The 24,630-nt window shown below is 44.3% G+C and carries 30 protein-coding genes; 10 read left to right on the top strand and 20 right to left on the bottom strand.

Features of this window, described 5'->3' with window-relative positions; translation table 11 throughout:
- Window positions 1-17: 17 nt before the first annotated feature.
- The gene (locus tag QGN29_RS01730; protein WP_310798933.1) at window positions 18-1,121 is read left to right on the top strand and encodes an NADH:flavin oxidoreductase; all 1,104 of its coding nucleotides are present in this window, start codon (window positions 18-20) and stop codon (window positions 1,119-1,121) included.
- A gap of 45 nt (window positions 1,122-1,166) precedes the next feature.
- On the opposite strand, the gene QGN29_RS01725 is transcribed toward QGN29_RS01730, so the two are convergent.
- Window positions 1,167-2,015: an isopenicillin N synthase family dioxygenase gene (locus QGN29_RS01725; RefSeq protein ID WP_310798932.1), complete on the bottom strand. Its 849-nt coding sequence runs from the start codon at window positions 2,013-2,015 to the stop codon at window positions 1,167-1,169.
- A gap of 226 nt (window positions 2,016-2,241) precedes the next feature.
- Between QGN29_RS01725 and QGN29_RS01720 the strand changes: the two genes are divergently transcribed.
- Entirely contained in the window at window positions 2,242-3,414 is a 1,173-nt protein-coding gene (locus tag QGN29_RS01720; protein ID WP_310798931.1) for a nucleotide sugar dehydrogenase, read from the top strand.
- A 26-nt stretch (window positions 3,415-3,440) separates the two neighbouring features.
- Here QGN29_RS01720 and QGN29_RS01715 read toward each other — a convergent pair whose 3' ends face one another.
- From QGN29_RS01715 to QGN29_RS01705, 3 genes are read right to left on the bottom strand one after another with little or no spacing between them, the layout of a single operon-like run.
- Window positions 3,441-3,968: an invasion associated locus B family protein gene (locus tag QGN29_RS01715; protein ID WP_310798930.1), complete on the bottom strand. Its 528-nt coding sequence runs from the start codon at window positions 3,966-3,968 to the stop codon at window positions 3,441-3,443.
- Entirely contained in the window at window positions 3,968-4,534 is a 567-nt protein-coding gene (locus QGN29_RS01710) for an RNA methyltransferase (protein WP_310798929.1), read from the bottom strand. The genes QGN29_RS01715 and QGN29_RS01710 overlap by 1 nt, the downstream gene beginning before the upstream one ends.
- Before the next feature lie 36 nt (window positions 4,535-4,570).
- On the bottom strand, window positions 4,571-5,839 hold the full coding sequence (locus QGN29_RS01705; protein WP_310798928.1) for an MFS transporter: 1,269 nt from the start codon (window positions 5,837-5,839) through the stop codon (window positions 4,571-4,573).
- A gap of 171 nt (window positions 5,840-6,010) precedes the next feature.
- Between QGN29_RS01705 and QGN29_RS01700 the strand changes: the two genes are divergently transcribed.
- Window positions 6,011-6,667: an inner membrane-spanning protein YciB gene (locus QGN29_RS01700; protein WP_310798927.1), complete on the top strand. Its 657-nt coding sequence runs from the start codon at window positions 6,011-6,013 to the stop codon at window positions 6,665-6,667.
- Here QGN29_RS01700 and QGN29_RS01695 read toward each other — a convergent pair.
- From QGN29_RS01695 to ccmA, 13 genes are all read right to left on the bottom strand, one after another.
- Entirely contained in the window at window positions 6,664-6,900 is a 237-nt protein-coding gene (locus QGN29_RS01695) for a hypothetical protein (RefSeq protein ID WP_310798926.1), read from the bottom strand. The genes QGN29_RS01700 and QGN29_RS01695 overlap by 4 nt on opposite strands.
- A gap of 208 nt (window positions 6,901-7,108) precedes the next feature.
- Window positions 7,109-7,615, bottom strand: coding sequence for a fasciclin domain-containing protein (locus tag QGN29_RS01690; protein WP_310798925.1), 507 nt, complete (start codon window positions 7,613-7,615; stop codon window positions 7,109-7,111).
- Window positions 7,616-7,756: 141 nt separating this feature from the next.
- A complete protein-coding gene (locus QGN29_RS01685; protein WP_310798924.1) occupies window positions 7,757-8,299 on the bottom strand; it encodes an NUDIX hydrolase in 543 nt (180 codons plus the stop codon).
- A gap of 17 nt (window positions 8,300-8,316) precedes the next feature.
- Complete coding sequence (locus QGN29_RS01680) at window positions 8,317-8,661, bottom strand: hypothetical protein (RefSeq protein ID WP_310798923.1); 345 nt, start codon at window positions 8,659-8,661, stop codon at window positions 8,317-8,319.
- Window positions 8,662-8,753: 92 nt separating this feature from the next.
- Window positions 8,754-9,866 (bottom strand): c-type cytochrome biogenesis protein CcmI, encoded by a 1,113-nt coding sequence (gene ccmI, locus QGN29_RS01675; RefSeq protein WP_310798922.1) that lies wholly within the window; start codon window positions 9,864-9,866, stop codon window positions 8,754-8,756.
- Window positions 9,863-10,348 carry a cytochrome c-type biogenesis protein gene (locus tag QGN29_RS01670; protein ID WP_310798921.1) on the bottom strand — a complete coding sequence of 162 codons (486 nt, stop codon included), beginning with the start codon at window positions 10,346-10,348 and terminating at the stop codon, window positions 9,863-9,865. Before QGN29_RS01670 ends, ccmI begins: the two co-directional genes overlap by 4 nt.
- On the bottom strand, window positions 10,345-10,893 hold the full coding sequence (locus QGN29_RS01665) for a DsbE family thiol:disulfide interchange protein (protein WP_310798920.1): 549 nt from the start codon (window positions 10,891-10,893) through the stop codon (window positions 10,345-10,347). The genes QGN29_RS01670 and QGN29_RS01665 overlap by 4 nt, the downstream gene beginning before the upstream one ends.
- The gene (locus QGN29_RS01660) at window positions 10,890-12,890 is read right to left on the bottom strand and encodes a heme lyase CcmF/NrfE family subunit (protein ID WP_310798919.1); all 2,001 of its coding nucleotides are present in this window, start codon (window positions 12,888-12,890) and stop codon (window positions 10,890-10,892) included. The genes QGN29_RS01665 and QGN29_RS01660 overlap by 4 nt, the downstream gene beginning before the upstream one ends.
- A gap of 11 nt (window positions 12,891-12,901) precedes the next feature.
- Window positions 12,902-13,372, bottom strand: a complete 471-nt coding sequence (locus QGN29_RS01655; protein WP_310798918.1) for a cytochrome c maturation protein CcmE — start codon at window positions 13,370-13,372, stop codon at window positions 12,902-12,904.
- Entirely contained in the window at window positions 13,369-13,554 is a 186-nt protein-coding gene (locus tag QGN29_RS01650) for a hypothetical protein (protein ID WP_310798917.1), read from the bottom strand. Before QGN29_RS01650 ends, QGN29_RS01655 begins: the two co-directional genes overlap by 4 nt.
- Before the next feature lie 5 nt (window positions 13,555-13,559).
- Window positions 13,560-14,288 (bottom strand): heme ABC transporter permease, encoded by a 729-nt coding sequence (locus QGN29_RS01645; protein WP_310798916.1) that lies wholly within the window; start codon window positions 14,286-14,288, stop codon window positions 13,560-13,562.
- 15 nt (window positions 14,289-14,303) lie between these two features.
- A complete protein-coding gene (gene ccmB, locus QGN29_RS01640; RefSeq protein WP_310798915.1) occupies window positions 14,304-14,987 on the bottom strand; it encodes a heme exporter protein CcmB in 684 nt (227 codons plus the stop codon).
- Window positions 14,984-15,667 (bottom strand): heme ABC exporter ATP-binding protein CcmA, encoded by a 684-nt coding sequence (gene ccmA, locus QGN29_RS01635; protein WP_310798914.1) that lies wholly within the window; start codon window positions 15,665-15,667, stop codon window positions 14,984-14,986. Before ccmA ends, ccmB begins: the two co-directional genes overlap by 4 nt.
- A gap of 108 nt (window positions 15,668-15,775) precedes the next feature.
- On the opposite strand from ccmA, the gene cls reads away from it, so the two are divergent.
- Window positions 15,776-17,236 carry a cardiolipin synthase gene (cls, locus tag QGN29_RS01630; RefSeq protein ID WP_310798913.1) on the top strand — a complete coding sequence of 487 codons (1,461 nt, stop codon included), beginning with the start codon at window positions 15,776-15,778 and terminating at the stop codon, window positions 17,234-17,236.
- Here cls and QGN29_RS01625 read toward each other — a convergent pair whose 3' ends face one another.
- Window positions 17,237-17,656, bottom strand: coding sequence for a BLUF domain-containing protein (locus QGN29_RS01625; protein WP_310798912.1), 420 nt, complete (start codon window positions 17,654-17,656; stop codon window positions 17,237-17,239).
- A gap of 90 nt (window positions 17,657-17,746) precedes the next feature.
- Here QGN29_RS01625 and QGN29_RS01620 point away from each other — a divergent pair, with 90 nt between their 5' ends.
- The 3 genes from QGN29_RS01620 to QGN29_RS01610 all read left to right on the top strand — a co-directional run bounded on the left by QGN29_RS01620 (window position 17,747) and on the right by QGN29_RS01610 (window position 19,378).
- A complete protein-coding gene (locus tag QGN29_RS01620; protein WP_310798911.1) occupies window positions 17,747-18,154 on the top strand; it encodes an OsmC family protein in 408 nt (135 codons plus the stop codon).
- Between the two features lie 88 nt (window positions 18,155-18,242).
- Entirely contained in the window at window positions 18,243-18,659 is a 417-nt protein-coding gene (locus QGN29_RS01615) for an antitoxin Xre/MbcA/ParS toxin-binding domain-containing protein (RefSeq protein ID WP_310798910.1), read from the top strand.
- Window positions 18,656-19,378, top strand: coding sequence for a hypothetical protein (locus QGN29_RS01610; protein ID WP_310798909.1), 723 nt, complete (start codon window positions 18,656-18,658; stop codon window positions 19,376-19,378). The genes QGN29_RS01615 and QGN29_RS01610 overlap by 4 nt, the downstream gene beginning before the upstream one ends.
- 44 nt (window positions 19,379-19,422) lie before the next feature.
- Here the strand turns inward: QGN29_RS01610 and QGN29_RS01605 are convergent, their stop codons facing one another.
- Window positions 19,423-21,201, bottom strand: coding sequence for an aminopeptidase P family protein (locus tag QGN29_RS01605; protein WP_310798908.1), 1,779 nt, complete (start codon window positions 21,199-21,201; stop codon window positions 19,423-19,425).
- Window positions 21,202-21,308: 107 nt separating this feature from the next.
- On the opposite strand from QGN29_RS01605, the gene QGN29_RS01600 reads away from it, so the two are divergent.
- Genes QGN29_RS01600 through QGN29_RS01590 form a run of 3 tightly spaced genes read left to right on the top strand, consistent with a single transcriptional unit; the run spans window position 21,309 to window position 24,142 of the window.
- On the top strand, window positions 21,309-23,384 hold the full coding sequence (locus tag QGN29_RS01600) for a S9 family peptidase (RefSeq protein WP_310798907.1): 2,076 nt from the start codon (window positions 21,309-21,311) through the stop codon (window positions 23,382-23,384).
- Window positions 23,385-23,963 (top strand): GNAT family N-acetyltransferase, encoded by a 579-nt coding sequence (locus QGN29_RS01595; protein WP_310798906.1) that lies wholly within the window; start codon window positions 23,385-23,387, stop codon window positions 23,961-23,963.
- Window positions 23,960-24,142: a hypothetical protein gene (locus QGN29_RS01590; RefSeq protein ID WP_310798905.1), complete on the top strand. Its 183-nt coding sequence runs from the start codon at window positions 23,960-23,962 to the stop codon at window positions 24,140-24,142. The genes QGN29_RS01595 and QGN29_RS01590 overlap by 4 nt, the downstream gene beginning before the upstream one ends.
- 22 nt (window positions 24,143-24,164) lie before the next feature.
- On the opposite strand, the gene QGN29_RS01585 is transcribed toward QGN29_RS01590, so the two are convergent.
- Window positions 24,165-24,599: a protein tyrosine phosphatase family protein gene (locus QGN29_RS01585; protein ID WP_310798904.1), complete on the bottom strand. Its 435-nt coding sequence runs from the start codon at window positions 24,597-24,599 to the stop codon at window positions 24,165-24,167.
- Window positions 24,600-24,630: the final 31 nt, after the last annotated feature.

Below are 24,630 nucleotides of genomic sequence, written 5' to 3'. Positions count from 1 at the left end.
TTGTCTTGGAGGGATATATGACAAACAGCCTATTCACCCCATTTGATCTGGGCACGCTTACGCTTGCCAACCGCATAGTAATGGCACCGATGACACGTAGTTATTCACCAGGAAATGTGCCTAATGATCTTAATGTAGAATATTACCGCAAGCGTGCGGCAGGTGGTGTTGGTCTGATTATCACGGAAGGTACCTGCGTTGGGCATCCTGCTGCAAGCGGGTATCCAAATGTTCCATTCTTTTATGGAAAAGAAGCATTGGCAGGCTGGAAAAAAGTTGTCGAGGCCGTTCATGCGGAAGGCGGTAAAATTGCCCCTCAACTTTGGCATGTAGGCGCAATCCGTAAGGTTGGTAGTGAACCCGATCCTGAAGTGCCAGGATATGGCCCCTCAGGACTTGTCGCTCCTGGAAAGAAAAGATGTCATGAAATGTCAGTTGAAGATATTCAAGAGTGTATCGACGCATTTGTTGAAGGCGGTATACAGGCAAAGACCTTAGGCTTTGACGGCGTTGAAATTCACGGTGCTCATGGGTATTTAGTAGATCAGTTCTTTAGCGAAGAGCTCAATATTCGCACAGATGAATGGGGCGGATCTATGGAAAATAGAAGTCGTTTCGCAGTCGAAATTATAAAAGGAATTCGAGAGAAATGCGGTCCAGAATTTCCTATTATTTTCCGTTTTTCTCAGTGGAAGCAACATAGTTATGATGCAAAGCTAGCAAAAAACCCAGAAGAATTAGCGCAATTCTTGGAACCGCTTGTCGATGCAGGTGTGGATATCTTCCATGCCTCTACACGCCGTTTCTGGGAGCCTGAATTTGAAGGGAGCGATTTAAACTTGGCCGGCTGGACGCAAAAGTTGACAGGAATTCCGACAATAACAGTCGGCAGCGTTGGTCTTGATAGTGACTTTTTGACAGCCTTCAACCCGAAGGCGGATGGATCCGCACCTCCACAGGATATTTCCACTCTTGTTCAACGAATGGATAATACAGAATTTGATTTGGTCGCTGTTGGAAGAGCCCTTATTGCAAATCCTGAATGGGCAAATATGGTTCGAGATGGCCTCGAAGAGGATCTCAAGACCTTTGATCGGGAAATGTTAACCCAGCTTGTCTAGGGATGCTAAGATAGTTAAGAAAAAGGAGGTATGGGCCTCCTTTTTTTATTTTACACCTAATTCTCTTAATCGTTCTTCTAAGTAAGTATCAGCAGTGTGACGTTCCGAGAGGACCACATCTGGTCGAGGATGCAAGAACAGAGGGAGTGAAATTCGAGACTTATCACTGGCTTTGCCTGAGGGGTTTATTACTCTGTGAATTGTTGAGGGATAATAGCCCTGAGAAGCTTCTTGAAGCATATCCCCTATGTTCACAATGATTAGGCCAAAATCACTGGGTGCATCCATCCAACTCCCATCCTTACGTTGTACCTGTAGACCAGGTTCGTTTGCGGCAGGAAGAACGGTGAGTAAATTAATGTCACCATGGGCAGCAGCTCGGATCGCTCCAGGTTCTTCATCTCCGGTCATCGGTGGATAATGAAGAATACGCAGTAACGTTTTGTGACTCTCTTTGATCATTTCAGGCAAAGGACTGCTATAAGCTGCAGCAATGTCTGGGGGCGAATAGGCTTCGACCCATGAAAGAAGAGTTTGTGCGAGTAAGCCTGCTTCCTTATAATAGGCGCGAATATGCTTCTCTAAGCTTTCTGGGCAACGACCATTAGGATAGACATGATAATATTCCTTAATATCCTTATGCTTGTGTCCTTTAGCAGTTTCAGACACACGACTGGGAAAGAATCCATCTTGGGTTTCTTTATTATATAAATATGCTTCCTTGTCGTTTTCGTCGCCTTTGAACCATTCTTCCCACTCTTGATAGATGGTTTCTACCAGTTGTTTTTGGATAGGATGATTTTTGAGGACACCAAAGCCAGTCTCATGCAAAGACTTTGTAAATAACTCAGCGGCTTTTTCGGCTTCAAAATCTACAGCAACTAATTCTGTCATGAAATACTCTCCCTAATTCTTGATAGTCTGTGTATCCCATTCTGCGAGATAAGTCACTTGATAACCATCAAGTCGCGAACAGTTTTTAGAGAGAGTTGGGAAAGGACTCTCTATTTTATCAGCATGACGATAAAAGCTGATTTTCCGTGATAAGCAACAGATTTCAGTTTAATAAATGCTATAATCAGGTAGTATTCCCATGGAATCCAGTAAAAAGGTTGAAGTTATGTCAAAGAAAATTGCTGTTGTAGGAACAGGCTATGTTGGTCTGTCAAATGCTCTACTTTTAGCGCAAAAATATGAAGTTGTTTCCTTAGATATTGATGCAGAACGCGTTGAAGGGCTGAATAATAAGGTTGCCCCAATCGTTGATGTCGAGATTGAAGACTTCTTGACCAATAAGAATTTGAATTTCCGAGCTACACTAGATAAAGAAGAAGCTTATAAAGGGGCCGATGTGATCATCATCGCCACGCCTACAGATTATGATGCAGCAACTAATTATTTTAATACAAGCAGCATTGAGGCTGTGATCAGTGACATCATTACTTTCAACCCGGCTGCAATGGTCGTTATAAAATCAACGATACCCGTCGGATATACAAATAATTTAACAAATGAAACAGGACACGAGAATATTGTCTTTTCACCCGAATTTTTGAGGGAAGGAAAAGCCCTTTACGATAATTTATACCCTTCTCGGATTATCGTTGGAGAGCAATCCGAGAGAGCACAAATTTTTGCAGAGATGTTAAGGGACTGTAGTCGTAAACCCGATGCTCCTATTCTCTTAGTTGGAAATACAGAGGCCGAAGCTGTGAAGCTTTTTGCAAATACGTATCTTGCGATGCGCGTCGCCTATTTTAACGAATTGGATAGTTTCGCTGAGAAACAAGGCTTGAACAGTCGTCATATTATTGACGGTGTCTGCTTGGACCCCCGCATTGGAAATCACTATAATAATCCTTCTTTTGGTTACGGTGGGTATTGTCTGCCGAAAGATACCAAGCAACTATTGGCAAATTATAGTGATGTTCCAAACAATATGATTGAAGCCATCGTGAATGCAAATACTACGCGGAAAGACTTTATTGCGGATCAAATTATTGAAAAAAATCCTATGACTGTAGGAATATACCGCCTTGTTATGAAGGCTGGATCAGACAATTTTAGATCTTCCTCTATTCAAGGGATTATGAAACGAATTAAGGCCAAAGGTATTCGCGTAATTGTTTACGAGCCTGAGCTGAAAGAGGATACCTTTTTTAACAGTCCTGTGCTTCATAACCTAGAGAGTTTTAAACAGCAGTCAGATATCATTGTCGCCAATAGATTTGTAGATGATCTAATCTCTGTGAAGGAAAAGGTTTATACGCGCGACCTCTTCGGGAGTGATTAAAAAGCCCCAGTCACAGGGGCCCTCTCTTATTTGCAGCGCCTATTGATGGCGTTATTTGCCGCCGTAAAGCCGGATAGACTATATACATCCGTTGTTCGTGTACCACGACTTGAAGTGGCCGTAACCACCATAGAATTTCCGGCTTTCATCGCTGTTACTAAGCGTTGATCATCGCGTGGATCATAGGCCCAAGCCCCGCCCCCTTCAGTGAAGAGTTTAAAGTTTTTTCTGCCATCAATAGAAATTGTCACTTCACTCCCTGCTTTGAGCGTATAGCCAACAACTGTATTAATTTGGTTTTTAATTTTGAAGCGCGGACGAGAGGTGACAGTAAAATATATATCGCCTCGGCGGACACCTTTCCTACTGGCTGACCAGCGGGTTGGTGTGCTGATCATATAACACATATCTGCCCCGCTATCGCGCATCTTCATCGCATCCCATTTGCGGAAACTACCGAGTGTATCGCGCTTATCTTGCGCTTCTACAAGGGGAGCAATGCCTGCAACGACTAAGGCTAAAAGACTTAAAGTAAATAATTTAATCTGTGACATTACTCTTCCTGTTTGTTCTTGTTTTTCAAGGCTCTCATTTTTGGGCCCCCTTGAATATGTGTCTTCTCTTCTATGGGCTGTCCGGTCATAATGGGACGATCCGGAAAGCCACCCAGCATTCTCATTCTATCATACATAACAATTGCGCCAGCTGTTGCAACATTTAATGAAAATTGTGTCGGTATTTTGATGACATCATCACAGCGATCAAGCATGGGTTTAGAAAGCCCGTATATTTCAGCGCCTAAAACATAGACCGCTTGATGCGGATGACGAAAGCTTGGAAGGTCAATACTTTCATCCGTTAATTCAACGCCCACCATTCGGCACCCTTTAGGCATTTGAATCTCATCGGGTCCTTGATACATGTAAAAAGGGATTTGTTTCCATGTCTTACTTGTGTCTGCGAAATCTTTAGTGATGGCCAGATTGTTTTTTGTCTCACCGCCTTGGGGCTTGGTTATAAAGGCATAGGCTGCACCAAAAGAATATGCAGTGCGGATCAAATTACCCATGTTGCCGGTCTTTGTCGCCCCGTCAATGCCAATGCCAAAATACCCACGCATAGTCGTCTCACTTCACTTTTATAAGAATGCCTGCTCTTATGTCATCTCTACACGTTTACCGTCAGGATGAAAAGCCGCAATTATGCAGAGAATAAGCATAGTAGACCCTGCAATGAACATGGTTCCGATCAAATCAATCTTAAATAAAACCCCCATGATAATATAAGCAATTGGGAGCATACCAATCGCGATGAACATCAATAAACTCATCACGCGGCCCATCATACGCTCTGGGGTGACCTTTTGGATCCATGTCATGAAATGAATCCACATATAATTATCCAAAAATCCTCCTAAGAAAAAGAGAATCATGGCAACGACATAGCTTTCTACAACAGCGATCACGGCGATCGATCCGCTGGAAAGTGCAAAGCAGAGAAATAGATAACGAGCGATGTTTTCGGCTTTTGGTGAGCGTGTCATCCCAGCTGTAATACCGCCAAGCAAGCCTCCAATACCATAGGCAGAAACCATCCATCCGAAAATTAGTGCTCCTTCTGTAAATCGCCCTTTTGTTAGGGCAGGAAGGCCAACAAATATGGGAGCATGATAGCAAAATTCAATGGCCCCAATGCCAAGAAAACAAAGTCTCATCGACGGAATTGACCAAACAAATTTTATGCCATCAATAATTTGTTGCATAAGACTCTTGGTTTCGTCTTCATGGCTTTTGGGTTTGGTTTTTACAAAGAAGAGTAGCAGGCTAGCGCAGGCGAATGTCATCGCATCAAATAAGAAAGCACGGGATAGCCCAAGTCGATCATCTTGATAGTTACTCAGCGTTGTGGAAGCATCAACATGGGTCGTGTCAATCTGTCCGGCAATGATAAGCCCTGCAACCATAGGACCAACAAAAACAGCCAGTTGATTGGTTACCTGTATGAGTGCATTACCGGCCTGGCGTTTTTCGTCTTGGAGAATAGCGGGGACCATTGAAATGCTTGCAGGATAATAAAAAGCATCTGAAATTCCAAAGAGTATTGCAACCAGAAAGACATGGGTCAGCGTAGCCATGTCATAATAGGTGAGTGCAGCAAGTCCAGCAACGAGTATGCCCCGGGTAATATTCGTCACCTGTATAATAATAACAGGGTTTGTGCGATCAAGAATGCCGCCCCCTACGAGCATCAGAACAGCTCGGGGCAATCCTTGAATGGCCAACACTGTTGCTGTAATACCCACATCACCCGTCATTTGCAAAGCAATCCACGGGAAGGCTAACAGGGTAATATGATCACCGATCACATTCACCAAGTTGGACCACCAAAAGAGGCCAAAAGTTTTCTCTTTTAACAGAGCAAACATCAAATACTCCTTTAAAGTATAACCTATACAATGGGGTAAAATAGAGTGCGGCTTTTTTTGTGACCAAAGCCAAAGCGGTTAATTTACCAATTAGCTTGAACCCTATGGGGATCCCGCTATAAATTCCATAAGAATATGTGTGATAAATAAACGTCGGGGAGCGTAAAGACCATGACTGAAGCAGAAAAGCCACAGAGTGACACTAGTCTTAAGGCAGAGAAACATGGGAAAATACCCAGCGGCCTTAAATTTATGTTGGATTTCCTTCCTCTTGTGCTCTTTTTCTTTGCCATTAAGTTCAAAGGAATTATGTTCGCCACCGCTATGTTTATGGTTCTCTCAGTCATATCAATGGGCATTCACTGGTTTGTAGAGCGCCATATTCCCAAAATGCTGAAGCTTTCTACTGGACTTATCGTCGGTCTGGGGGCGTTAACCCTTATTTTTGATAATCCAGTTTTTGTGAAAATGAAGCTCACAGTCATTAACTGCCTCATTGCAGCTATTCTGCTGGTTGGCATGATGAGAGGGAAACTCTTTATCAAGTCTCTTCTGGGTGAGGCCATCTCTATGAATGATATTGGGTGGCGAATTTTTACCCGGAATTATGCTCTCTTCAGCCTTTTGGTCGCGGGTCTGAATGAAGCCGTTTGGCGGACGCAGTCTGACGAGTTTTGGGCTGGCTTTAAATCTTTTGGAGTCTTACCAATGATGATGGTCTTTATTTTTGTTCAGATGATGTTGCTGATGAAATATATAGATACTGATGCTCTTGAGCAAAAAAAAGCTGATCAAACTCGGCGTGAAGACAAAAGTGAAAATCTTTAATCAAGATATTTATCGATATATTTGACTTTGATGTAAAGGGCCCCAAAGATCATAAAGCCCACGAGAATTTCTACAAGAGTGAACCGCAAAAAGAGACTTATCGCACTCGAGTCACTGTTATAGAGTGAGTTCATCATGACAACATTTAAATAGACAGTTATTGTCCCAGTCAGCACGTAGAGCAGATAGGTTAATAGGAGCTTTTCTATTTCAGACTTTAGATAAACTGGCATTCTTTTCCCCTTAAAGGGAAATATATACTTTTTAGTGTTACGTTCAACTAAAAGTATTACTCTGTTTTCTATGCATCCACTATCAAGTACTGTAAAAAGAAAACCCCGCCAGATCGTATTGCCTAGCGGGGGTTGAATTTGGATGCTTCCTGTCAGGTGAATTCCTGTGGGATAATCCCAGTGCACAGGTGAAATCCGAAATCAAACTTTACTCAGGAAGGATTACTCTGTCAATCACATGAATGATACCATTCGAAGTCTTGATATCGGCTTTTAAAATACGAGCGTTATCGACAGTTACACGGCCATTAGTCCCTTTCATTTGTATTTTGGAACCTTGAACTGTTGAAGCCGTAATTTTTTTACCGATTAAACTTTTCTTATACACTTTACCTGGGACGACATGGTAGGTAAGAATGGCAATAAGTTTATCTTTGTTTTCAGGTTTAAGAAGGCTTTCAACTGTCCCATCTGGCAGTTTTGCAAAGGCTGCGTCAGTTGGTGCGAAAACCGTAAACGGTCCATCCCCTTTCAGCACATCGACAAGGCCTGCGGCTTTCACTGCTGCGACTAGGGTATTGAAACTGCCGGCGCCTACTGCTGTATCCACAATATCTGCTTTAGAGTTAGATCCTGCATGGGCTGTAGGTTGAAGAGCGAAAACGCTCGCTGTCACTGCTGCAATCACAGCAATTTTTTTAGAAAATTTAAACATTTCATTTTTCTCCGAAACTGATGAGCCTACACCATAGCGGCTCTACCAGAAGCCAAGTATCTGAGAGTTCAGAACTTGGTATATCTTGCTACACAATAGGGGAGAAATTGGATTATTATATTTTTAGAGATCACGAAACTGTTATATATCTTTGTAAGGTTCAGGATTGCTGAAGGGGGCAAAATGTTTGGATCCCATGACTTTTTCGTAATCTTTTAAGGCCCAGGTTACACTTGGAAATGCAAGAAATTTCCATGGAATTTCGGTCCATCTGAAGAGCTGGACATCCATGCTTTCTATCCCAGCAGAAAATACCGGTTCCGAAAGCTCAGCCCTATAAAAGAGGTGGACTTGAGAGATACGCTTCACTGTGTATACAGCAAGAAGATCTTTGATAGTGACTTTAGCTTGAGCCTCTTCCCAAGCTTCTCTCGCAGCGCCTTCTTCTGGATTTTCACCAAGTTCCATGAATCCTGCAGGCAGTGTCCATAGCCCCTTTTGAGGCTGGATTGCGCGCTTGCACAGGAGAATTTTATCTTGATAGGTTGCCACACACCCCACAATGAGTTTTGGGTTTTCGTAATGGATAAAATCACACGTATCACAAACTAAGCGTTCATGATCATCCCCTTTAGGAACTTTTTTTGAAAAGGTATCGTTGAGCTGTGGTTGTATAATGGTCATACCACAAACCTATCGTCTTATACGCGGATGTCAATAATTTGACCGAGAGGAATGTCTCTGTTGCCATTAGCATCAACGCTTGAAGACAGGCGACCAAAAGGAGCTTCTCTGTTTGTACTAGAAAATTCGATGGCCTTTTTCTTTGCAGCTTCTAATTCTTCGGGCGAAGAAAGGCCGCCAGAAACACGACTATCGCTGGCAGACTTACGCTTGATGAGCTGTCCTTGAGGCGTATTCGGCCGGTCTCGGTTTTCCTCGATAGGTTTTCTATTCAGATCAACAGTCTTTGTAGACACAGTATTAGACTGTTGCTGAGATAAGATATTTAGTGTGTTTGGGTCTGGCTTGATATTCATAACCATGCAGTTTTCACCAACACCTTACAGGGTGTACTCTATAGATTACGCTATTCTGGCAAGATAAGACCGCGTTTTGAGGTCCCAATGATCATGAGCTAATTTTCGTCTGATTCTCTCAAATTGTCAAGCATTTGCCTTAACGGTGTTGCTTGGGCAGGATCAGAACTTCCTTTTATGCCAAGCTGAAGCGCCTTTATTGCAGCTTGTTTATTCCCTGTCATCAAGCGTGTACGTGCCAAGCGCATATAGGCTTCTGGAAAATCAGGTATATCATGAAGGCGTGTTTCTAATCGATCTGCCATAGCCTTAAAGAAAGCCAGTTGTTCTGACTCCGGAAGGGATGTGATCTGTTGAATTGTTTGTGGATCAATTGTAGGCATTGGGTATTTGAGCGCTCTAATTTGTGGCATGAGTGTTTTCATCCACGGGGCGTCGGGTGCAGACTGGCTCGTAAAAGCTTCCCATATTGCCAGCGCTTTATCATTCTCACCGCGTTGTTGATGGAAAAGGCCTTTAATATAGTGGGCAGAAGGATTCTTAGGGTCCTTGAAGAGAATTTGATCAATGATCATAAGCGACGCTGGTGTTACTTGTCCTTCTGCGATGGCCATGAGCGCCTCGACCTTGGATATTGGCCACCGTCTATCTTCGGGTTGGAGGTCCTCAAGTTTACTGAAACCATTCAAAGCTATATGATAGTTTTTCAGTTGAAATTGGGTGTTGGCATAAAGTCCCAAAAGATAAGGATCGTCTGGTTTTCTTCGTAAATCCGCTTCTAAACGCTCAAGGGCCTCGCCGAGGGTAGTTTCACTCTTACCAATCTTTTGCTCAAGCATCGATGTAGCACTGGCGTGACTGACACTTTCAAGATCTGGGCGGCCCTTATTCATATAGATGATGAGCGATAGTCCGGTTGTGAAGACCACCAGTGAAATGAGAAGGAACGTCGAAAGGGCATTGGATTCTGCATTTTCTGAGGAAGCGTCCGCCTCTCTCATGAAGGTTCTGGTGATTTCAGCTTTATTGATCCTGTACGAGTCTTTATCAATTTTACCATTTTGAAGGTCATGCTCGAGCAAGGATAATTGTTCGTCATAATGCATCCGTGCAACTTGTTTCAGATTAATGGTATCAGAAGAAGGCGCTCGTCTAATCAAAAGCAAGAGACAGAAAACCATCAATACAGCCAGGACAATCCACAGAGTCATGATTTAGTCTCCTCTTCGGCAAGTTGCCTTTCCGTATCTTCTAGCAGGGATTGAAGCCTTAACTCTTCAGCCTCTGTCAGAGGATGGTCTTCAGGGCGAGAGGGCGTGATACGTCTTCTGATGAGAAAGAAGCTCATACCGAGTAACAAGATAAGGGGAGAGCCCCATAATAAATATGTGGATGATTTAACCGGCGGTTTGAGAAGAATCCAGTCCCCATATCGTGCGACCAAATAGTCTTTAATAGCCTGCCGATCCAGACCTTCAGAGACTTTTATTCGGATGAGCTTTCTTAAATCCTTCGCAAGATCAGCGTTACTGTCCACAATGCTTTGGTTTTGGCATTGAAGGCAGCGGATTTCTTTCATGATCTCCCGGGCTAATTGCTCTTGAACAGGATCAGGTAGAGCTTCAGGATTTGAGGCCTGAGCAAAAACAGGGGCGGTCAGAATGAATAGGACAAGAAATAAAAGGCGTATCATTTGAAAGCCTCCTCAATCGCAGGAAGAACCTCTGTGGTCAGTTGATCGCCAATGATAGGTCCCCAGTGACGATATGTGATTATTCCCTTGCCGTTAATAATAAAAGTCTCGGGCACACCTGAAATACCAAAATCTATACTGGCCTGAAATCCATCTAAGTCAACGCCAATACGATCATAGGGGTTACCAAGTTGGTCTAAAAATTTTCTCGAATCTTGCGGCTTGTCTTTATGGGCAATACCATAGAGTGTGATTTTGTTCATTGCGGCAAGTTTCATCAGATTGTCATGCTCAGCACGACAGGGGATACACCAACTGGCAAAAAAGTTAACGACAATGGGCTTGCTGATTTGAAAGTCTTCAGTGTCAATGCCTTTTTGTCCCTCATATAAGGGCTTGAGGCTTACAGAAGGAGCGGCTTTTCCAATTAAGGCGCTTTTAATTTGCTTAGGATTTCTCTCTTCATCCGTAAGCATGACTGCAAATAAAAGCGCCATGGCTGCAAAGAGAAAAAGTGGTAAGAAACGTGTCATTTGATCTCTCATGATTGTCCTCCTTGCGCTTTCTGTTGGTTGGGCATGCTTTCCGTAGTGCCGAGCCTGAGACGACGGTCGAATAAGCTAAAGAAACCTCCAACGACCATAAGGAAGGCGCCAAACCAAATGCCCGAGATGAATGGCTTAAAGTATAGTCGCATGGCAAATTTAGAACGACCCTTTGTTTCATCAAATCCTGAACTTTCTCCAATAACCGCATAAAGGTCACCGCTCACAAGAGAGTGAATGGCGGCCTCAGTCGTATTCATAAAGGGGCTGGTGTAGAGGCGATCTTCTGGTTTCAGCTCTGCGATTTTGCTGCCGTCTTTTGTGACATCAAATTGTCCTTGGATAGCAGTATAATTTGGACCTGCAATGGCTTGGACCGCTGTTAGTTTAAATTCATAGCCACTAAGAGTGGTCGTGTCCCCTGCTTGCATCACCAAGAGTTTTTCTTGCTGCCAAGCCTCAGAGACTGTCATTGATAGAACCATAATACCAAGGCCAGTATGAGCTAAGGTCATCCCCTTTGTTGCTCTCGGAAGAGACCAAAGGCGTTTGAGGGCTTTAGAAGGAGCGCTGAACAGTTTGATGCGGTCTGTCATTTCACCCAGACTACTCACAATTAAATAGACAGCAAGGGACAGGCCAAGAACTGTCATAAGACCGTTCCCTACAAAATGCCAAGTGATCGCAAGACTGAGCAAGGTTGCAAAAATAAAAGCCGGGATTAACAGCGCTTTTAATCGGTCTATTTTTCCGCGTTTCCAAGCCAGCATTGGACCTGCACCTAAGGCTAAGATTAAGGGAGCCATAATGACAGCAGTCGCAAAGTCAAAGAAAGGCGGGCCTACCGAAATTTGGCTCCCATTCCAGGCTTCGAGAATCATGGGATAGAGCGTGCCAATTAACACTACTGCCGCATAGATTGACAGTAATATATTGTTGAGGACCAAAGCACTTTCCCGGCTCAGCATTGTGAATAATCCGCCGCCTTTTAAACTTGGTGCCCGCCATGCATATAGGGTTAATGTGGAGCCGATGATGACAGCGAGGAACCCGAGAATGAAGACACCGCGCTCTGGATCGGAAGCAAAAGAATGAACACTTACAACAATACCAGACCTAACGATAAACATCCCCAACAAACTAAAACTGAAAGCGATGATAGCCAATAGGACCGTCCAATTCTTCAAAGCGCCACGTTTCTCTACGACGATGGCGGAATGAAGCAGAGCAGCCGCCGCAAGCCAGGGCATGAAACTCGCATTCTCTGTAGGGTCCCAAAACCACCAGCCACCCCAGCCCAGTTCATAATAGGCCCACCAACTTCCAAGAGTGATGCCAGCTGTCAGAAATATCCATGCCCACAAGGCCCAAGGTCTCACCCACCGTGCCCACAAGGGGGTTACATGGCCATCAATCAGCGCCGCAATAGCAAAGGAGAAGGGAATAGAGAGGCCAATATATCCTAGATACAGCATAGGAGGGTGAATGATTAATCCCGGATCCTGCAACAGCGGGTTGAGCCCGTTACCATTCAGCGGTGCCGGGTCTAATCTTAGAAATGGATTGCTGGTAAATATAACAAAAAGTAGGAAACCAAGGGTGACTAGATGCTGAACTGCAATCACTCTGGCTCTAAAAGAAGCAGGCAGCTTAGTACCAAAGACGGCAACAGCTGCATTATAAGCTGTCATTATGACAATCTGTAAAAGAAGGCTGCCTTCATGATTGCCCCAAACACCGCTTATTTTATACATGAGAGGTTTATCAAGGTGGCTATTTGTTGCCACGTTAATGACAGAAAAATCAGAGGTGATATAGGCATATGTCAAGCAAGCAAAAGAAACCAGTGATAGCAGAAAAGCTGAGATCGCCGTATTCGGAGCGAGTGCCATCATATCAAGATGTTGTCTGGAAATGCCCACATGCGGTGCAATAGCACCAATGAAAGAAAGCACTAAGGCAAGGATTAAAGAAAAATGTCCAATTTCTGCGATCAAAATAACCCCCTTTAGTATGAATATGCTGTGTCAGATGGGTGTTTGCAGGTACCATCTTTAAACGCATCCCCTTTGGGCTTTGTTCCTTTTGCTTCGTAATTTTCATCGTGCTTGGCGAGAACGCGACTGGCGATGAAGACTTTATTCTCGTCGAGCTTACCTTCAGCTATTACGCCTTGGCCCTCGCGAAAAAGACTTGGCATCATACCCTTGAAGCTGACAGAAATATTTTCCGCACAATCTGTAACACGAAAGAGGTGAGTGAGACCATCAGCTGCTTTGCTGTGGCTGCCGGCTTCTACCATGCCGCCTAATCGGAAGTCTTCGCCAATTTGTATATTTTTATTTTTAATATCACTAGGCTGAACATAAAGATCAGCATCAACGCTCACTAAAAGCATAAAGCCAGCGAGAATAAGAGCCGTCACTGAGAGGAGCCCAAATATTAATCGACGACGTTTTTTATGGACCATCCGGCTCATGACTTGCTTGCATCCTTCTTTCGGTTCCTAGGATTGAGGCTGTCTGCTTCTTTCTCACTGCGCTTAAATCGACTATAGATATACACGCCCATGCCAATGAGTAAAAAAGCAACCACTGCGTAGGCCCCATATATGTAGGGCATGGCAGCTGCATTATCAACAATTCCTGAGGGTTCATTCATAGGAGCTACCTGCTTTCTTCCGCGATTCTAGCCTGTCTATAGGCTGCAATTTTTTTAGCATTAATTTCTGTCTTCATGCGCCATAAAAACATTAAGGCGAAATAGAATTGAAAAGCAAAGAACATGATAAATAACGTCACCCACATTTCAGATGGCATGCTCGGACCTTTTGCTTTCATGATACTAGCGCCTTGATGGAGCCCGTTCCACCAATCGACCGAGAATTTAATGATTGGAATGTTGATGACGCCGACCAGTGCCAAGATGCTGCTGGCCTTACCTGCTTTTTCTTCATCGTCCATAGTTGACCAGATTGCCATATAGCCCAAATAAAGAAAAAACAAGACGAGGACACTGGTCATGCGACCATCCCACATCCAATATGTGCCCCATGTGGGTTTCCCCCATAAGGCGCCGGTAAGGAGGGCTGCCGCTGTAAACAGTGCACCAATAGGGGCCGCAGATTTAGCCCCCAGATAGGCTAAAGGATGTTTCCAAACCAGTGCGGTGAAACTTGCTGTCGCCATTACCATATAAACAAGCATACTCATCCACGCGCTTGGTACATGAATAAACATAATTCGAGAAGTGGCACTTTGTTGATAATCTTCAGGAGCAATAAAAATACTACTATAAAGTCCATAGCTTAAGGTTAGGATCAACAGCCCTTTTATCCAGGGTAAAAGTCGATCTGCTAAGCGATTGAACTGTGCGGGGTTCGCATATTTATGCATTCTGTTTACCTGCCTTTATTCCAGCGCCAATTTCAGTGCGGCTTTTGATGCAATGGGTGCAATCACCATAGACACTAATGTGACTGCTCCTAATATTGAAAGCTCAGGGTAATAGTCAAGGCCTGAAATGGCATTTTTTACAACAGAGGCTCCAAATATCAAGGTGGGGATATAGAGCGGTAAAATGATGAGGGCCAGAAGTACGCCTCCTCGTTTTACTGCGAGAGTGAGAGAGGCTCCGATCGATCCAATGAAGCTTAGAGCAGGAGAGCCGACTAGTAAGCTCAGAATAAGAGCACCAAAAGCTTGGTCAGGTAAAAAATATAAAACACCTAGTAGCGGGGCAAAAAGAATGAGAGGAACAATGCTATTGACCCAGTGGGCGAGAGACTTAGCAATGATCACACCCGTGACTCCTATGGGGCTTATCATCATCTCTTCTAGTGTGCCATCTTCAAAATCAACCTGATATAATCTGTCAAGCGAGAGCAATCCTGCAAGCAGAGCCATAATCCAAATAATGGAGACGGAGACATCCTGTAAGAGGTTAGGATCCGCACCAATTCCAAAAGGAAAGAGACTGCTTGCAATCAAAAAGAAACTTAACCCTAAAGTACCACTGCCGCCTTGAGACCATGCCAGCTTCGTGTCTCTTTTAAAAATCATAGAAAATATATAGCTCAGAGAAGGGGAGGTCATGAGATCCAGTCCTCCAAACTTTTATCTCCTGCGTGAAGATTTGCTTTGAACTGATGGAGGTCTATGATTTGACCCTCAACATCAACATCTTCATGGGTCGCTAAAAGTATACTGCCTTGACTCTCGAGATGGTTTTTCATCAAGGCCGCCAAGGAGTTTTTATTATCCATGTCTAGACCAACGGTGGGCTCATCCATTAACCAAAGTGGTTTTTCTAAGAGGGGAAAACGGCAGAGAGCTGCACGCCGTAATTGACCGCTTGAGAAATATTTCACTGGGTCATCTAAGAGCGCTGTCATTGTAAATTGATCAGTCGCATGATGAAGGCACGCATCGGAAAGCGCTTCTCCTTTTGTCATGGCATAGATGAGGTGTAAATTTTCCCGCAGCGTTAGGCTTGGTTTTAATCCATTATGATGGCCAAGATAGACAGCCTCATCATGAAAGAGTTCACGGTCGTCTGTACAGTCTTCTTGATTGATCAAAAGGTAGCCCGTTTTGAACGGGAGATAACCCATCATGGATCGAAGGAGACTGGACTTCCCGCAGCCATTTGCTCCTTTTAAAACAATCATCTGCCCTTGTTTTAGCGTGAGTGATAATTCCGATAGAAGAATACGGCCACTGCGATAGACAGTAACATCCTTCATGTCCACGAAACAATCTGCTGGCTTGCTCATTCTTATCCTTTGGGTTATTTCTTCTTTCTTATAGATGTTTGGCTTATAAATCCATATTTTAGTGATTGAAAATGACTTTAATCAACTGAAACAAGGGGCAAAGAATAAATGATTGCAGGGCTCATTGAAATTATTGACTGGATAATGGTTCTTGCGTTTGCTCTATCGCTTCCGATCTTAGCGAGTATCCATATTCTGCGCTCAAGAGAAGACGTTGGTAGTGCAATTGCCTGGATGAGCTTTGTCTGGTTTGTCCCTGTGCTGGGCGTCGTCCTTTATATGTTGCTCGGAATTAATCGCATTCGAAGGCGAGCGAGGGCAGTTCGTCAGCGCCAAGGATTGTCCCCCAAAGAAATCATTGGGGATGATCCAAAGAAAAAAGGCTTGGTTGATGCCTGGGAAGATGCGCCACGACGATGGCGAGCTCATGCTAGGTTATCAGCACGCCTCTCAAGGAATTCTCTAACGGCAGGCAATTCTGTAGAGGTTATTCCCGGCGGAAAACAGGCATTGGATGCCATGCTGTTAGCAATTAATGAAGCAGAACATTCGGTAGCTCTAACGTCTTATATCTTCCAAGTGGATCAAGCGGGGCGACGCTTTGTTTCCGCTCTTGTAAAGGCACAAGAGAGAGGGGTTGCGATTAGAGTGCTGGTAGACGCTGTAGGTAATTGGTATGGGTTTCGGCCTGTCCTGGGGTTATTGAGGCGCCATAAAATTCCAGTCGCCTCTTTTAATCCGCCATCCCTGACTTGGCGCTTGGCCTTTTTTAATTTGAGAACACACCGTAAAATTCTCGTGGTGGATGGTCAGAAAGGCTTTGCAGGCGGCGTGAATATTCATCGCCATTATTTGCCAAAAAAGAATGGGCTACCCCTAGTAAAAGATACGCATTTTTCTTTTCAAGGGCCTATTGTTGATCAAATGATGGATGTTTTCTCAGATGACTGGTCTTTTGTAACCGGGGAAGAACTTGAAGGGAGACCTTGGTATAGGGAGCAACAAAAGCAGCAAAAGGAGGGGCACATTCTTCGAGGTTTTAGCGATGGTCCTGATGAAGAGCGACCAGTTACTCTCAATATTTTAGAGAGTGCCCTGTATGCAGCGCGACAGTCAGTGCGTATCGTGACCCCTTATTTTATACCCGATGTCAGCCTAATTCATGCACTTCAACAAGCGGCATTGAGAGGCGTTGATGTACAAATTCTAGTCCCAAAGAAATCAAATATTCCCTTGTTTTCGCTAGCTACAAGTTCAGGGTTTTCAAGATTACTTCGAGCGGATGTAAAAGTTTATCAATCAGAACCGACATTCGATCATAGCAAACTTCTCGTGATTGATGACCATTATGGTTTGGTCGGTTCAAGCAATTGGGATGCCCGGTCCCTGCGGTTGAATTTCGAATTTAATATGGAATTATATGGCTCTCAGGCCATTAAAGGCCTATCGGAGCATATCCATCATAAATTTTCTGAAGCAACCCTTCTCAGGTCAGAAGAACATGAGAAACGACCTCTTTGGAATCGTGTTACAGGTCGGCTTCTCTGGCTTCTTAGCCCCTATCTGTAATTAGTCCAGCAAGGCCTTGTGCATTGTAATGAAAAGTTCGGCTACATCATTCTGCTGCTTAAGTGATTTAATATTGGCTTTTGACCACTCCCATTTTAGAAGAAACCCAAAATCTTTGGTTTCTTCATCGGACAGTGTTTTATAAGCCATGGCCCATTTAGCGAAAGTTCTTTTTTCAATGCTACCCTCTGATAGAACAACAATGTTTTCGTGGCGCCAGTCCTTCTTAATTTTAGCGAATGTTGCTAAAATATCATCCTTGTCACCTTCAAGAACTTGCAGGAAAATATCTTTACTAAAAGCGAGCATACCAGTTAAATCTTGCCCAGAATTATTGCGTATGGACTGAGTATAAATATTCCGGATGTCTTGTGTAGTGACATCGGCGTGCTTCGTACTCAAGTATAAAATTGAATACATCGGATTCCCCATTAAAACTGTTTTTCTTTACCTCTGCCTTAAAATCTATATATCTTTCGTAGAATTTAACAAGGTATAAGAGGAAAAATCATGGCACATGTCGTAAAATGGGCGGGTGGATTAGAGTTTGTAGGACAGTCAGAATCTGGCCATAGTATTGTTCTTGATGGTGATAAGGCAAAAGCAATGTCACCGATGGAAACAATGTTGTTGTCAGTGGGAACCTGCGCTTGCATTGATTTAGTGATGATTCTTGAGAAAGCACGCCAAAAAGTTGTTGATTGCTGGGTTGAACTTGACGGTGAGCGCCGTGAAGAGATGCCTCAATATTATACACGAGTTGAGATGAAGTTTTTCGTTAAAGGCGTTCAAGTTAAAGAGCAACATGTGAAACGGGCTATTGACTTAGCAATGGAGAAATATTGTTCCGCTTCCGCTCAGGTGGCTGCACTTGCAGAGATTACAACGAGTTACGAAATTCTTGAGGCTGATCTCTGAGGAATAGCAAAAGTTTTCTTCGCTTCCCCCTTGATGTCCAAATATGGACGCGCTACTCTTCTTGTGATTCTTGTGCAAGGAGAGATGGATGCAACGGTTAAGCGGTGAAGAGCGTCTTCGGAAAATTAGAGAAGAAAAAGCCCAAAATAAGCAGCTTGCTCCTTTTGCATTACTAGCCTTTTTCAAGCTGGCTGAAGAATGGAATTTGAGTGTTTCAGAACAAATGACAATTCTGGGACACCCCTCGCGCAGCACTTTCTATAATTGGAAGGCGGAGAAAATTGCTGGTGTACCCCACGACACCTTGTCTCGCCTGTCTCATATTATGGCTATTCACCGTGCTTTGGGGATGCTTTTTCCTGATGCAGAAAAGTCCAAAGAGTGGGTGATGAGTGCAAATGCTCAATTGGGCGGTCAAACACCTCTTGATAGGCTCCTTGCAGGTGACTTGGCGGATATTGCCATTATCCGTGGCTATCTAGATGGTATGGTACAATCCGCATGACGTCTCTGATTGATAATCGAACATTTGATGCGAACGGGGTGGATCCACGGGCCATCCCAATGGGAAGTTTCCATTGGCCTACCGCCATGCGCCTTCGTGCGGTTAGGTTACCATCAAGAGACAGCCTTCAGCGCCTTGCTGATACGACCGAAGCTTTTGACGCGTTAAATAAACTTGCAGATTTGACCGATATGCGTCGTCGGGTCGTCGATCAAGAGGTTGGGCATGTTTGTGTTGGACCTGACGTTGATAAATCCTCGCTCTATTCCGCTATTTTCTACCAGCCTGTTGAGTGGCTTTTTAATGACGGCCAACATCCAGGCTTTGTGGTTTCAAGAACTCTACAGCATGCATTATCTCATGCGCAATCAGTCTATGGTGGCTTTTTGAAAGATGCTTCGATAGGACCCACGACGATGCAATTCATTATTGACCGAATGACCATCAAAGCGGACTTACATGATTTGACCGATATTGACTCTTTTGGAGCGCTATATCAGGCAGAGGAATGGCAAGGCGGGCAAGCAACAGCGCGGAATTTGCTGTTGGCAAACAGTTCAGGTTTTATCTTTGGTCAAGGACAGCAAAATGATGCTGTGATCTTTAATCCTACTGTTCTTCATTCTGTACAGGCGGAACGTGCTGTCGCGATGAAATGGGATGGCACACGGTTTGTCACCCTCTTTGATTACCGAGATCTCTACTGGAAAGACCTATAAAAATAATGAGGACCTATTGGCCCTCATTTTCCGTCACTCTTTTTTTAGATAGGTGCGCAAACCTTCTTAAGCCAGTCTGCTGCCTCGCCGTCAATTTGAGGGGAGATCATTTCAAGAACCGTGGCATGATAGTCATTTACCCATTGCTTTTCTTCCTCAGTTAGAAGAGCACGGTCTATAAGTGTCGGGTCAAGCGGTGCCCAAGTGAGATTTTCAAAGCCAAGCATTGGACGTTCATAAGTCCCTTCCAATTCTTTAACAAGAACAAGGTTTTCAATACGAATTCCATATTCTTCTGCTTTATAATAGCCGGGTTCGTTTGATAAAATCATTCCAGCTTGAAGAGGAATTTCATTATTCCCTTTTGCAATACGTTGGGGACCTTCATGCACAGCCAGATAACTTCCAACGCCGTGACCAGTCCCGTGGTCATAGTCTAAACCAACATCCCATAATGGTTTGCGGGCAATGGTATCTAGAGCAGCCCCTGATGTGCCTTGGGGGAATTTCATCAAAGTCAGCTGAATGTGGCCCTTGAGGACTCTGGTGTAATTTTCAATCATTTCAGCAGTGGGGGTTCCAACGGCTATCGTACGTGTGATGTCTGTTGTTCCGTCGTTAAACTGTCCGCCGCTGTCAAATAGATACAGGCTATTCTGATCAAGTTTTCTATTTGTCTCTTCAGATACGCGGTAGTGGCATAACGCCCCGTTAGGCCCTGCGCCTGAAATGGTATCAAAACTACGGTCATTGATCATGGAAAGTTCTTTTCTAAAAGACCAGAGTTTATCCACACAATCCAATTCATCAATTTCCCCTTTAGGAGCCTCGATAGAAAGCCAGTGAAGCATCTTTGAAATTGCTGCACCATCGCGAATATGCGCATCTCGTGTCCCTTGTTGTTCAACAGGGTTTTTCACTGCTTTTGGCAGAATGCAAGGGTCTTGTCCCTTAACGAGAGTGGCACCAGCCTTTTCAAGGCTTTTGAAAACCTTGCTGTTATTCGTGGTTGCATCGACGAGGACTGTGCTGTTCTGACGGCCCAAATCCTGAAGCGCAGAATAGAATTCTTCGCGCGGTCTAATGCGAACGGCATTGCCAAGGGCGGTGCGAACATCGTCTGATACTTTACTTTGCTCTACAAACAGATCAGCAGTTTCATCTTTATGCATCAAAGCAAAAGCATGGACAACAGGGGTGTTCAATACATCTTTACCCCGAATATTGAACGCCCAAGCTACGCTGTCGAGCATCGTGATGACAGCACTATCAGCACCTTTTTTCTCAAGTTCTGCTGCGATATCAGTCCGCTTTTCTGCGGCTGTTTTACCCGCATATTTTGCGTCGTGCATTACAACAGGAGAAAGAGGTTCAGCAGGCTGGCTCTCCCAGACTATATCAACAGGATTTTGATCAACGGCTACAGCAACCGCCCCAACTTTATCAAGGGCGAGCTGAAGGCTTTCGACAAATTCAATTGTTGCAAGTTCAGGATCGTATCCAACTTTTTCACCAGACGTCACATGGTCTTGAAGCCACTTGAGCATTGGATATTCTTGAAAATGGTGGCGACCAAACAAAGTGCCGTCTACTTCTTGTTTTACTTGAATTGTATACCGACCATCAATGAACACAGCGGCAGCATCAAGCCCGATTGCTGCATTGCCAGCAGAGCCGGCAAAGCCAGTTGCCCAGGTGATGCGTTGGGCATAGTCACCCACATATTCACTCATATGTTCATCCGTGATTGGAATTAAAAAAGCGCTTAAGCCTTGGGCTTTGAGTTCGCCGCGTAGGGCCTCTAAATTAGTAGCTACAGACATATTGAATATCCCTCAATCATTCATATTTCTTTTCAAAGTCTTTGACAGTTTCAGTCGTCTAATGCAAGTCTTGTCTGCAAATAAAATAAGAAATGTGAGAGATAAAAATGCGCCTAACAGCTCCAACAACGAGCAATCCGCCGCGAGCCTCTATTCAGCCGACTGAGCGGTCGTTCCATGGAAAGATTTTGAAAGATGATTATTTCTGGTTGAAAGATCAAGGCTATCCTGAAGTGACGGACGAGTCTGTCCTTTCATATTTGAAGCAGGAAAATAGCTATTTTGAAAATATTATGGGAGACCATAAGGCGATAACAGATGAAATTTTTTCAGAGCTTAAAGGTCGGATCAAAGAGGATGATGAAGGTGTCCCCTTCGTTGACGGCGCTTATGAATATCGTTGGGTCTTCGAAAAGGGGGCTCAATATAGAAGTTGGTATAGAAGAAAGTCTGGGACACAAGCCTCATGGGATCTTTACTTTGATGAAGTTAAAGAAGCCGAAGGATTAGACTTTTTTAAACTGCATGATCTAGCCGTCAGTCCTGACGGTCGCTATCTAGCATGGTCTACTGACACAAATGGCAGTGAACGGTTTACCATCAACGTTAAAGACTTGATGACCGGAGAGACTCTTTCTGACGCAATTGAAAACACCTCTGGAGAAGTGGTCTGGTCATCTGATAGCCTAGGGTTCTGCTATGTGATTGTTAGCCAGGAATGGCGCCCTTATTTGGTTCAATATCACGCCCTTGGAAAGGCAGAGGACTCTGTTATATACGAAGAAAAAGAGACCAGTTTCTTCGTCCACATATCAAGTACCAGCAGCAAACAATGGCTTGAGATAAGAAGTGCAGACCATGTCACGGCAGAGAATCACATGGTTCCACTTGCGACTCCTCTAGCGGATCCTATTTGCCTTGCACCGCGATCTGCCGGACACGATTATACGGTGGATCATGGGTGGGACAATCAATTTGTCATTAGAAGCAATCGACGGCAAAGTAATTTTGACTTGTATCTATGTTCTGCAGAAGAAACCTCGACGCCGACGGAGTGGACATTGTTTCTCTCGGGCGATAAGACTCGATATATTAGAGGGCATCAGCTCTTTAAAGAGTTCATTGTCGTACAAGAACGGCTAAATGGCCTTGATAAAATAACGATTATTCTAAGAGGCGGAGAAGAGCATGCAGTGCAATTTCCAGAGGATGTTTGTGAATGTAGCTTAGGATCAAATTATAGGTATGAGACTGAGGTCATTAGGGTTGCTTATACAAGCATGATTTCACCTCTGAGTGTATATGACTACCACGTGACTCAGCAATCTCTAACCTTGATGAAAGAACAAGCAATCCCCAGCGGGTATTCAAAAGATGATTATACCACATCGCGCGTGTTAATTGAAGCAAGGGACGGTGAACATATCCCTATCTCCATTGTTCACAGAAAAGACTGGAAAAAGGGGGCTGACGCGCCTGTTCACCTCTACGGTTATGGAGCTTATGGTCTTGGGATGAGCCCTAGTTTTTCAAGTGCACGACTCTCGTTGTTGGATCGCGGTTTTGCTTATGCCATTGCCCATATTCGCGGGGGGGATGAAATGGGATATGATTGGTATACGGCTGGAAAATTAAAGTCCCGCACAAATAGTTTTAATGATTTCGTAGACTGTGCTCAGTCTCTGATAGACAGGGGGCTTACAACAAAGGGCTCAATCTCTATCTCCGGTGGATCTGCGGGCGGCGAATTGATGGGCGCTGTCTTAAACCAGGCACCTGACTTGTTTAAAGCAGCAGTACTGCATGTTCCTTTTGTGGATGTTTTGAACACCATGCTTGATGATAGTCTTCCTTTGACGCCAATTGAATGGCCAGAGTGGGGCAACCCTATCAAAAGCGCAGAAGATTATGAGACCATTGCCTCTTACTGTCCTTATTCAAATATCGGGGCCAAAGACTATCCCCCTCAATTGGTGACAGGGGGGCTCAATGACCCGCGAGTGACATACTGGGAGCCTGCAAAGTGGACAGCTAAAATGCGAGCGATGAAAACGGATAAGAATTTAGTGATGATGAAAATGAACATGGGGGCGGGCCATGCAGGAAAATCTGGACGGTTCGAACGCCTTAAGGAAGTAGCCGAAGAATATACATTTCTGCTGATGTCCTTTGGGAGAGTGTAAATGGCAGCACATGATACATATAGCAGAGAGGCAATGTCCTTAAAGCCGTTAGCCATAAGAACTGACCGTTTGATTTTAAGGAAGATGCTTTTTGAGCGCGATATGGATGCCTTTGTGAAAATGCGAATGGATCCTCAAGTGATGCAATTTATTGGCATGCCCCCTGTGAAAACATTAGCTGAATGTCGAACTGAGGCTCAGAAGAAAAACACTAATCAGGACTTTAAATTCTTCTATTCCATTTTTCCAAAAGAAGAAGACCAGACCATGATAGGCTTAGTAATTATGAGGCCGATGCCTGAGGGTGACACCATGGAAGTAGGGTATTGGCTCATGCCCCCCTATTGGGGGAAGGGCTATGCAACAGAAGCAGCGAGTGCAGTCTGTCAGGCTTGTGCGGAGGCAATGGATTTTCCTCTTATAGACATTTCTGCCCATGTCATGGCAGGTAATGGAGCCAGTCGCCGCGTGTTAGAAAAAGTGGGGCTTGAAGTGACGAGGTCAAGCTCGATGGATGTGCCGAACGGAAAAAGCGTCGATGTTTGGTGGCTAAATTGGAAAGAGGAGACTACTCGATGAAAAAAGCGACAGCCTGTGACTGGTGTGGCCAACAGGTGCCTGACGGGTATCCAACCTGTGCCGGTTTTTATGAGGAAAAAGGGAAAGAGGCTACGCAGGCCATGGTCGAATCTGGCAAGATGCCTGACGCATGTGTTCAGAAAGTCAGAGAAAATGTTAAAGGGGTCGACGACGGTTAGATGCCATAAACCCCTTTGAGTATTAAGGGTGCAAATTTCTGACTTGTTCAAATAGGCCCCGTTGCATGGCAAAGTCATAGCCAGCTCCCGAAGCTTTTTCTAAGATTTCATCTGTGGATAGCGCATGAGTGGCTGCCATCGCTAGGCCCCAAAGCATTGTGGACCGTGTTCCTGACCGGCAGAAAGCTAGCGTGGGCGCGCTTTCTTTAAAAGCGGCAACAGACAGTGTGATATGTTCTTCACTTAAATTACCTCCCACTAGAGGAATATGATGCCAAGTTAGTCCTTTTTCTTCTGCATAAGACTGTAAATCAGCATTCAAGGGTTGGCCGCCTTCTTCATAATCAGGCCGATTGTTAATAATAACTTTGACCCCTTGAGCAATCGCCCTATCAATATCCGCAGTCGTGATCTGCGGGCTAGCAAAGGTCGTTTCTTCTATTTTGTTAAAGCTCATCTGGTATACTCCGTATTGATTATCGTAAAAC

It is taken from the genome of Temperatibacter marinus (assembly GCF_031598375.1).
Classification (GTDB): Bacteria; Pseudomonadota; Alphaproteobacteria; order Sphingomonadales; family Kordiimonadaceae; genus Temperatibacter; species Temperatibacter marinus.
The sequence above is the reverse complement of the archived record's forward strand: the minus strand, read 5'-3'. Positions and strand labels throughout refer to the sequence as shown.

What these genes read in the sequence shown, in the direction of transcription:
- QGN29_RS01730 (WP_310798933.1), top strand. Translation starts at nt 18, where the DNA reads ATGACAAACAGCCTATTCACCCCATTTGATCTGGGCACGCTTACGCTT.
- QGN29_RS01725 (WP_310798932.1), bottom strand. Translation starts at nt 2,015, where the DNA reads ATGACAGAATTAGTTGCTGTAGATTTTGAAGCCGAAAAAGCCGCTGAG.
- QGN29_RS01720 (WP_310798931.1), top strand. Translation starts at nt 2,242, where the DNA reads ATGTCAAAGAAAATTGCTGTTGTAGGAACAGGCTATGTTGGTCTGTCA.
- QGN29_RS01715 (WP_310798930.1), bottom strand. Translation starts at nt 3,968, where the DNA reads ATGTCACAGATTAAATTATTTACTTTAAGTCTTTTAGCCTTAGTCGTT.
- QGN29_RS01710 (WP_310798929.1), bottom strand. Translation starts at nt 4,534, where the DNA reads ATGCGTGGGTATTTTGGCATTGGCATTGACGGGGCGACAAAGACCGGC.
- QGN29_RS01705 (WP_310798928.1), bottom strand. Translation starts at nt 5,839, where the DNA reads ATGTTTGCTCTGTTAAAAGAGAAAACTTTTGGCCTCTTTTGGTGGTCC.
- QGN29_RS01700 (WP_310798927.1), top strand. Translation starts at nt 6,011, where the DNA reads ATGACTGAAGCAGAAAAGCCACAGAGTGACACTAGTCTTAAGGCAGAG.
- QGN29_RS01695 (WP_310798926.1), bottom strand. Translation starts at nt 6,900, where the DNA reads ATGCCAGTTTATCTAAAGTCTGAAATAGAAAAGCTCCTATTAACCTAT.
- QGN29_RS01690 (WP_310798925.1), bottom strand. Translation starts at nt 7,615, where the DNA reads ATGTTTAAATTTTCTAAAAAAATTGCTGTGATTGCAGCAGTGACAGCG.
- QGN29_RS01685 (WP_310798924.1), bottom strand. Translation starts at nt 8,299, where the DNA reads ATGACCATTATACAACCACAGCTCAACGATACCTTTTCAAAAAAAGTT.
- QGN29_RS01680 (WP_310798923.1), bottom strand. Translation starts at nt 8,661, where the DNA reads ATGGTTATGAATATCAAGCCAGACCCAAACACACTAAATATCTTATCT.
- ccmI (WP_310798922.1), bottom strand. Translation starts at nt 9,866, where the DNA reads ATGACTCTGTGGATTGTCCTGGCTGTATTGATGGTTTTCTGTCTCTTG.
- QGN29_RS01670 (WP_310798921.1), bottom strand. Translation starts at nt 10,348, where the DNA reads ATGATACGCCTTTTATTTCTTGTCCTATTCATTCTGACCGCCCCTGTT.
- QGN29_RS01665 (WP_310798920.1), bottom strand. Translation starts at nt 10,893, where the DNA reads ATGAGAGATCAAATGACACGTTTCTTACCACTTTTTCTCTTTGCAGCC.
- QGN29_RS01655 (WP_310798918.1), bottom strand. Translation starts at nt 13,372, where the DNA reads ATGAGCCGGATGGTCCATAAAAAACGTCGTCGATTAATATTTGGGCTC.
- QGN29_RS01650 (WP_310798917.1), bottom strand. Translation starts at nt 13,554, where the DNA reads ATGAATGAACCCTCAGGAATTGTTGATAATGCAGCTGCCATGCCCTAC.
- QGN29_RS01645 (WP_310798916.1), bottom strand. Translation starts at nt 14,288, where the DNA reads ATGCATAAATATGCGAACCCCGCACAGTTCAATCGCTTAGCAGATCGA.
- ccmB (WP_310798915.1), bottom strand. Translation starts at nt 14,987, where the DNA reads ATGACCTCCCCTTCTCTGAGCTATATATTTTCTATGATTTTTAAAAGA.
- ccmA (WP_310798914.1), bottom strand. Translation starts at nt 15,667, where the DNA reads ATGAGCAAGCCAGCAGATTGTTTCGTGGACATGAAGGATGTTACTGTC.
- cls (WP_310798913.1), top strand. Translation starts at nt 15,776, where the DNA reads ATGATTGCAGGGCTCATTGAAATTATTGACTGGATAATGGTTCTTGCG.
- QGN29_RS01625 (WP_310798912.1), bottom strand. Translation starts at nt 17,656, where the DNA reads ATGTATTCAATTTTATACTTGAGTACGAAGCACGCCGATGTCACTACA.
- QGN29_RS01620 (WP_310798911.1), top strand. Translation starts at nt 17,747, where the DNA reads ATGGCACATGTCGTAAAATGGGCGGGTGGATTAGAGTTTGTAGGACAG.
- QGN29_RS01615 (WP_310798910.1), top strand. Translation starts at nt 18,243, where the DNA reads ATGCAACGGTTAAGCGGTGAAGAGCGTCTTCGGAAAATTAGAGAAGAA.
- QGN29_RS01610 (WP_310798909.1), top strand. Translation starts at nt 18,656, where the DNA reads ATGACGTCTCTGATTGATAATCGAACATTTGATGCGAACGGGGTGGAT.
- QGN29_RS01605 (WP_310798908.1), bottom strand. Translation starts at nt 21,201, where the DNA reads ATGTCTGTAGCTACTAATTTAGAGGCCCTACGCGGCGAACTCAAAGCC.
- QGN29_RS01600 (WP_310798907.1), top strand. Translation starts at nt 21,309, where the DNA reads ATGCGCCTAACAGCTCCAACAACGAGCAATCCGCCGCGAGCCTCTATT.
- QGN29_RS01595 (WP_310798906.1), top strand. Translation starts at nt 23,385, where the DNA reads ATGGCAGCACATGATACATATAGCAGAGAGGCAATGTCCTTAAAGCCG.
- QGN29_RS01590 (WP_310798905.1), top strand. Translation starts at nt 23,960, where the DNA reads ATGAAAAAAGCGACAGCCTGTGACTGGTGTGGCCAACAGGTGCCTGAC.
- QGN29_RS01585 (WP_310798904.1), bottom strand. Translation starts at nt 24,599, where the DNA reads ATGAGCTTTAACAAAATAGAAGAAACGACCTTTGCTAGCCCGCAGATC.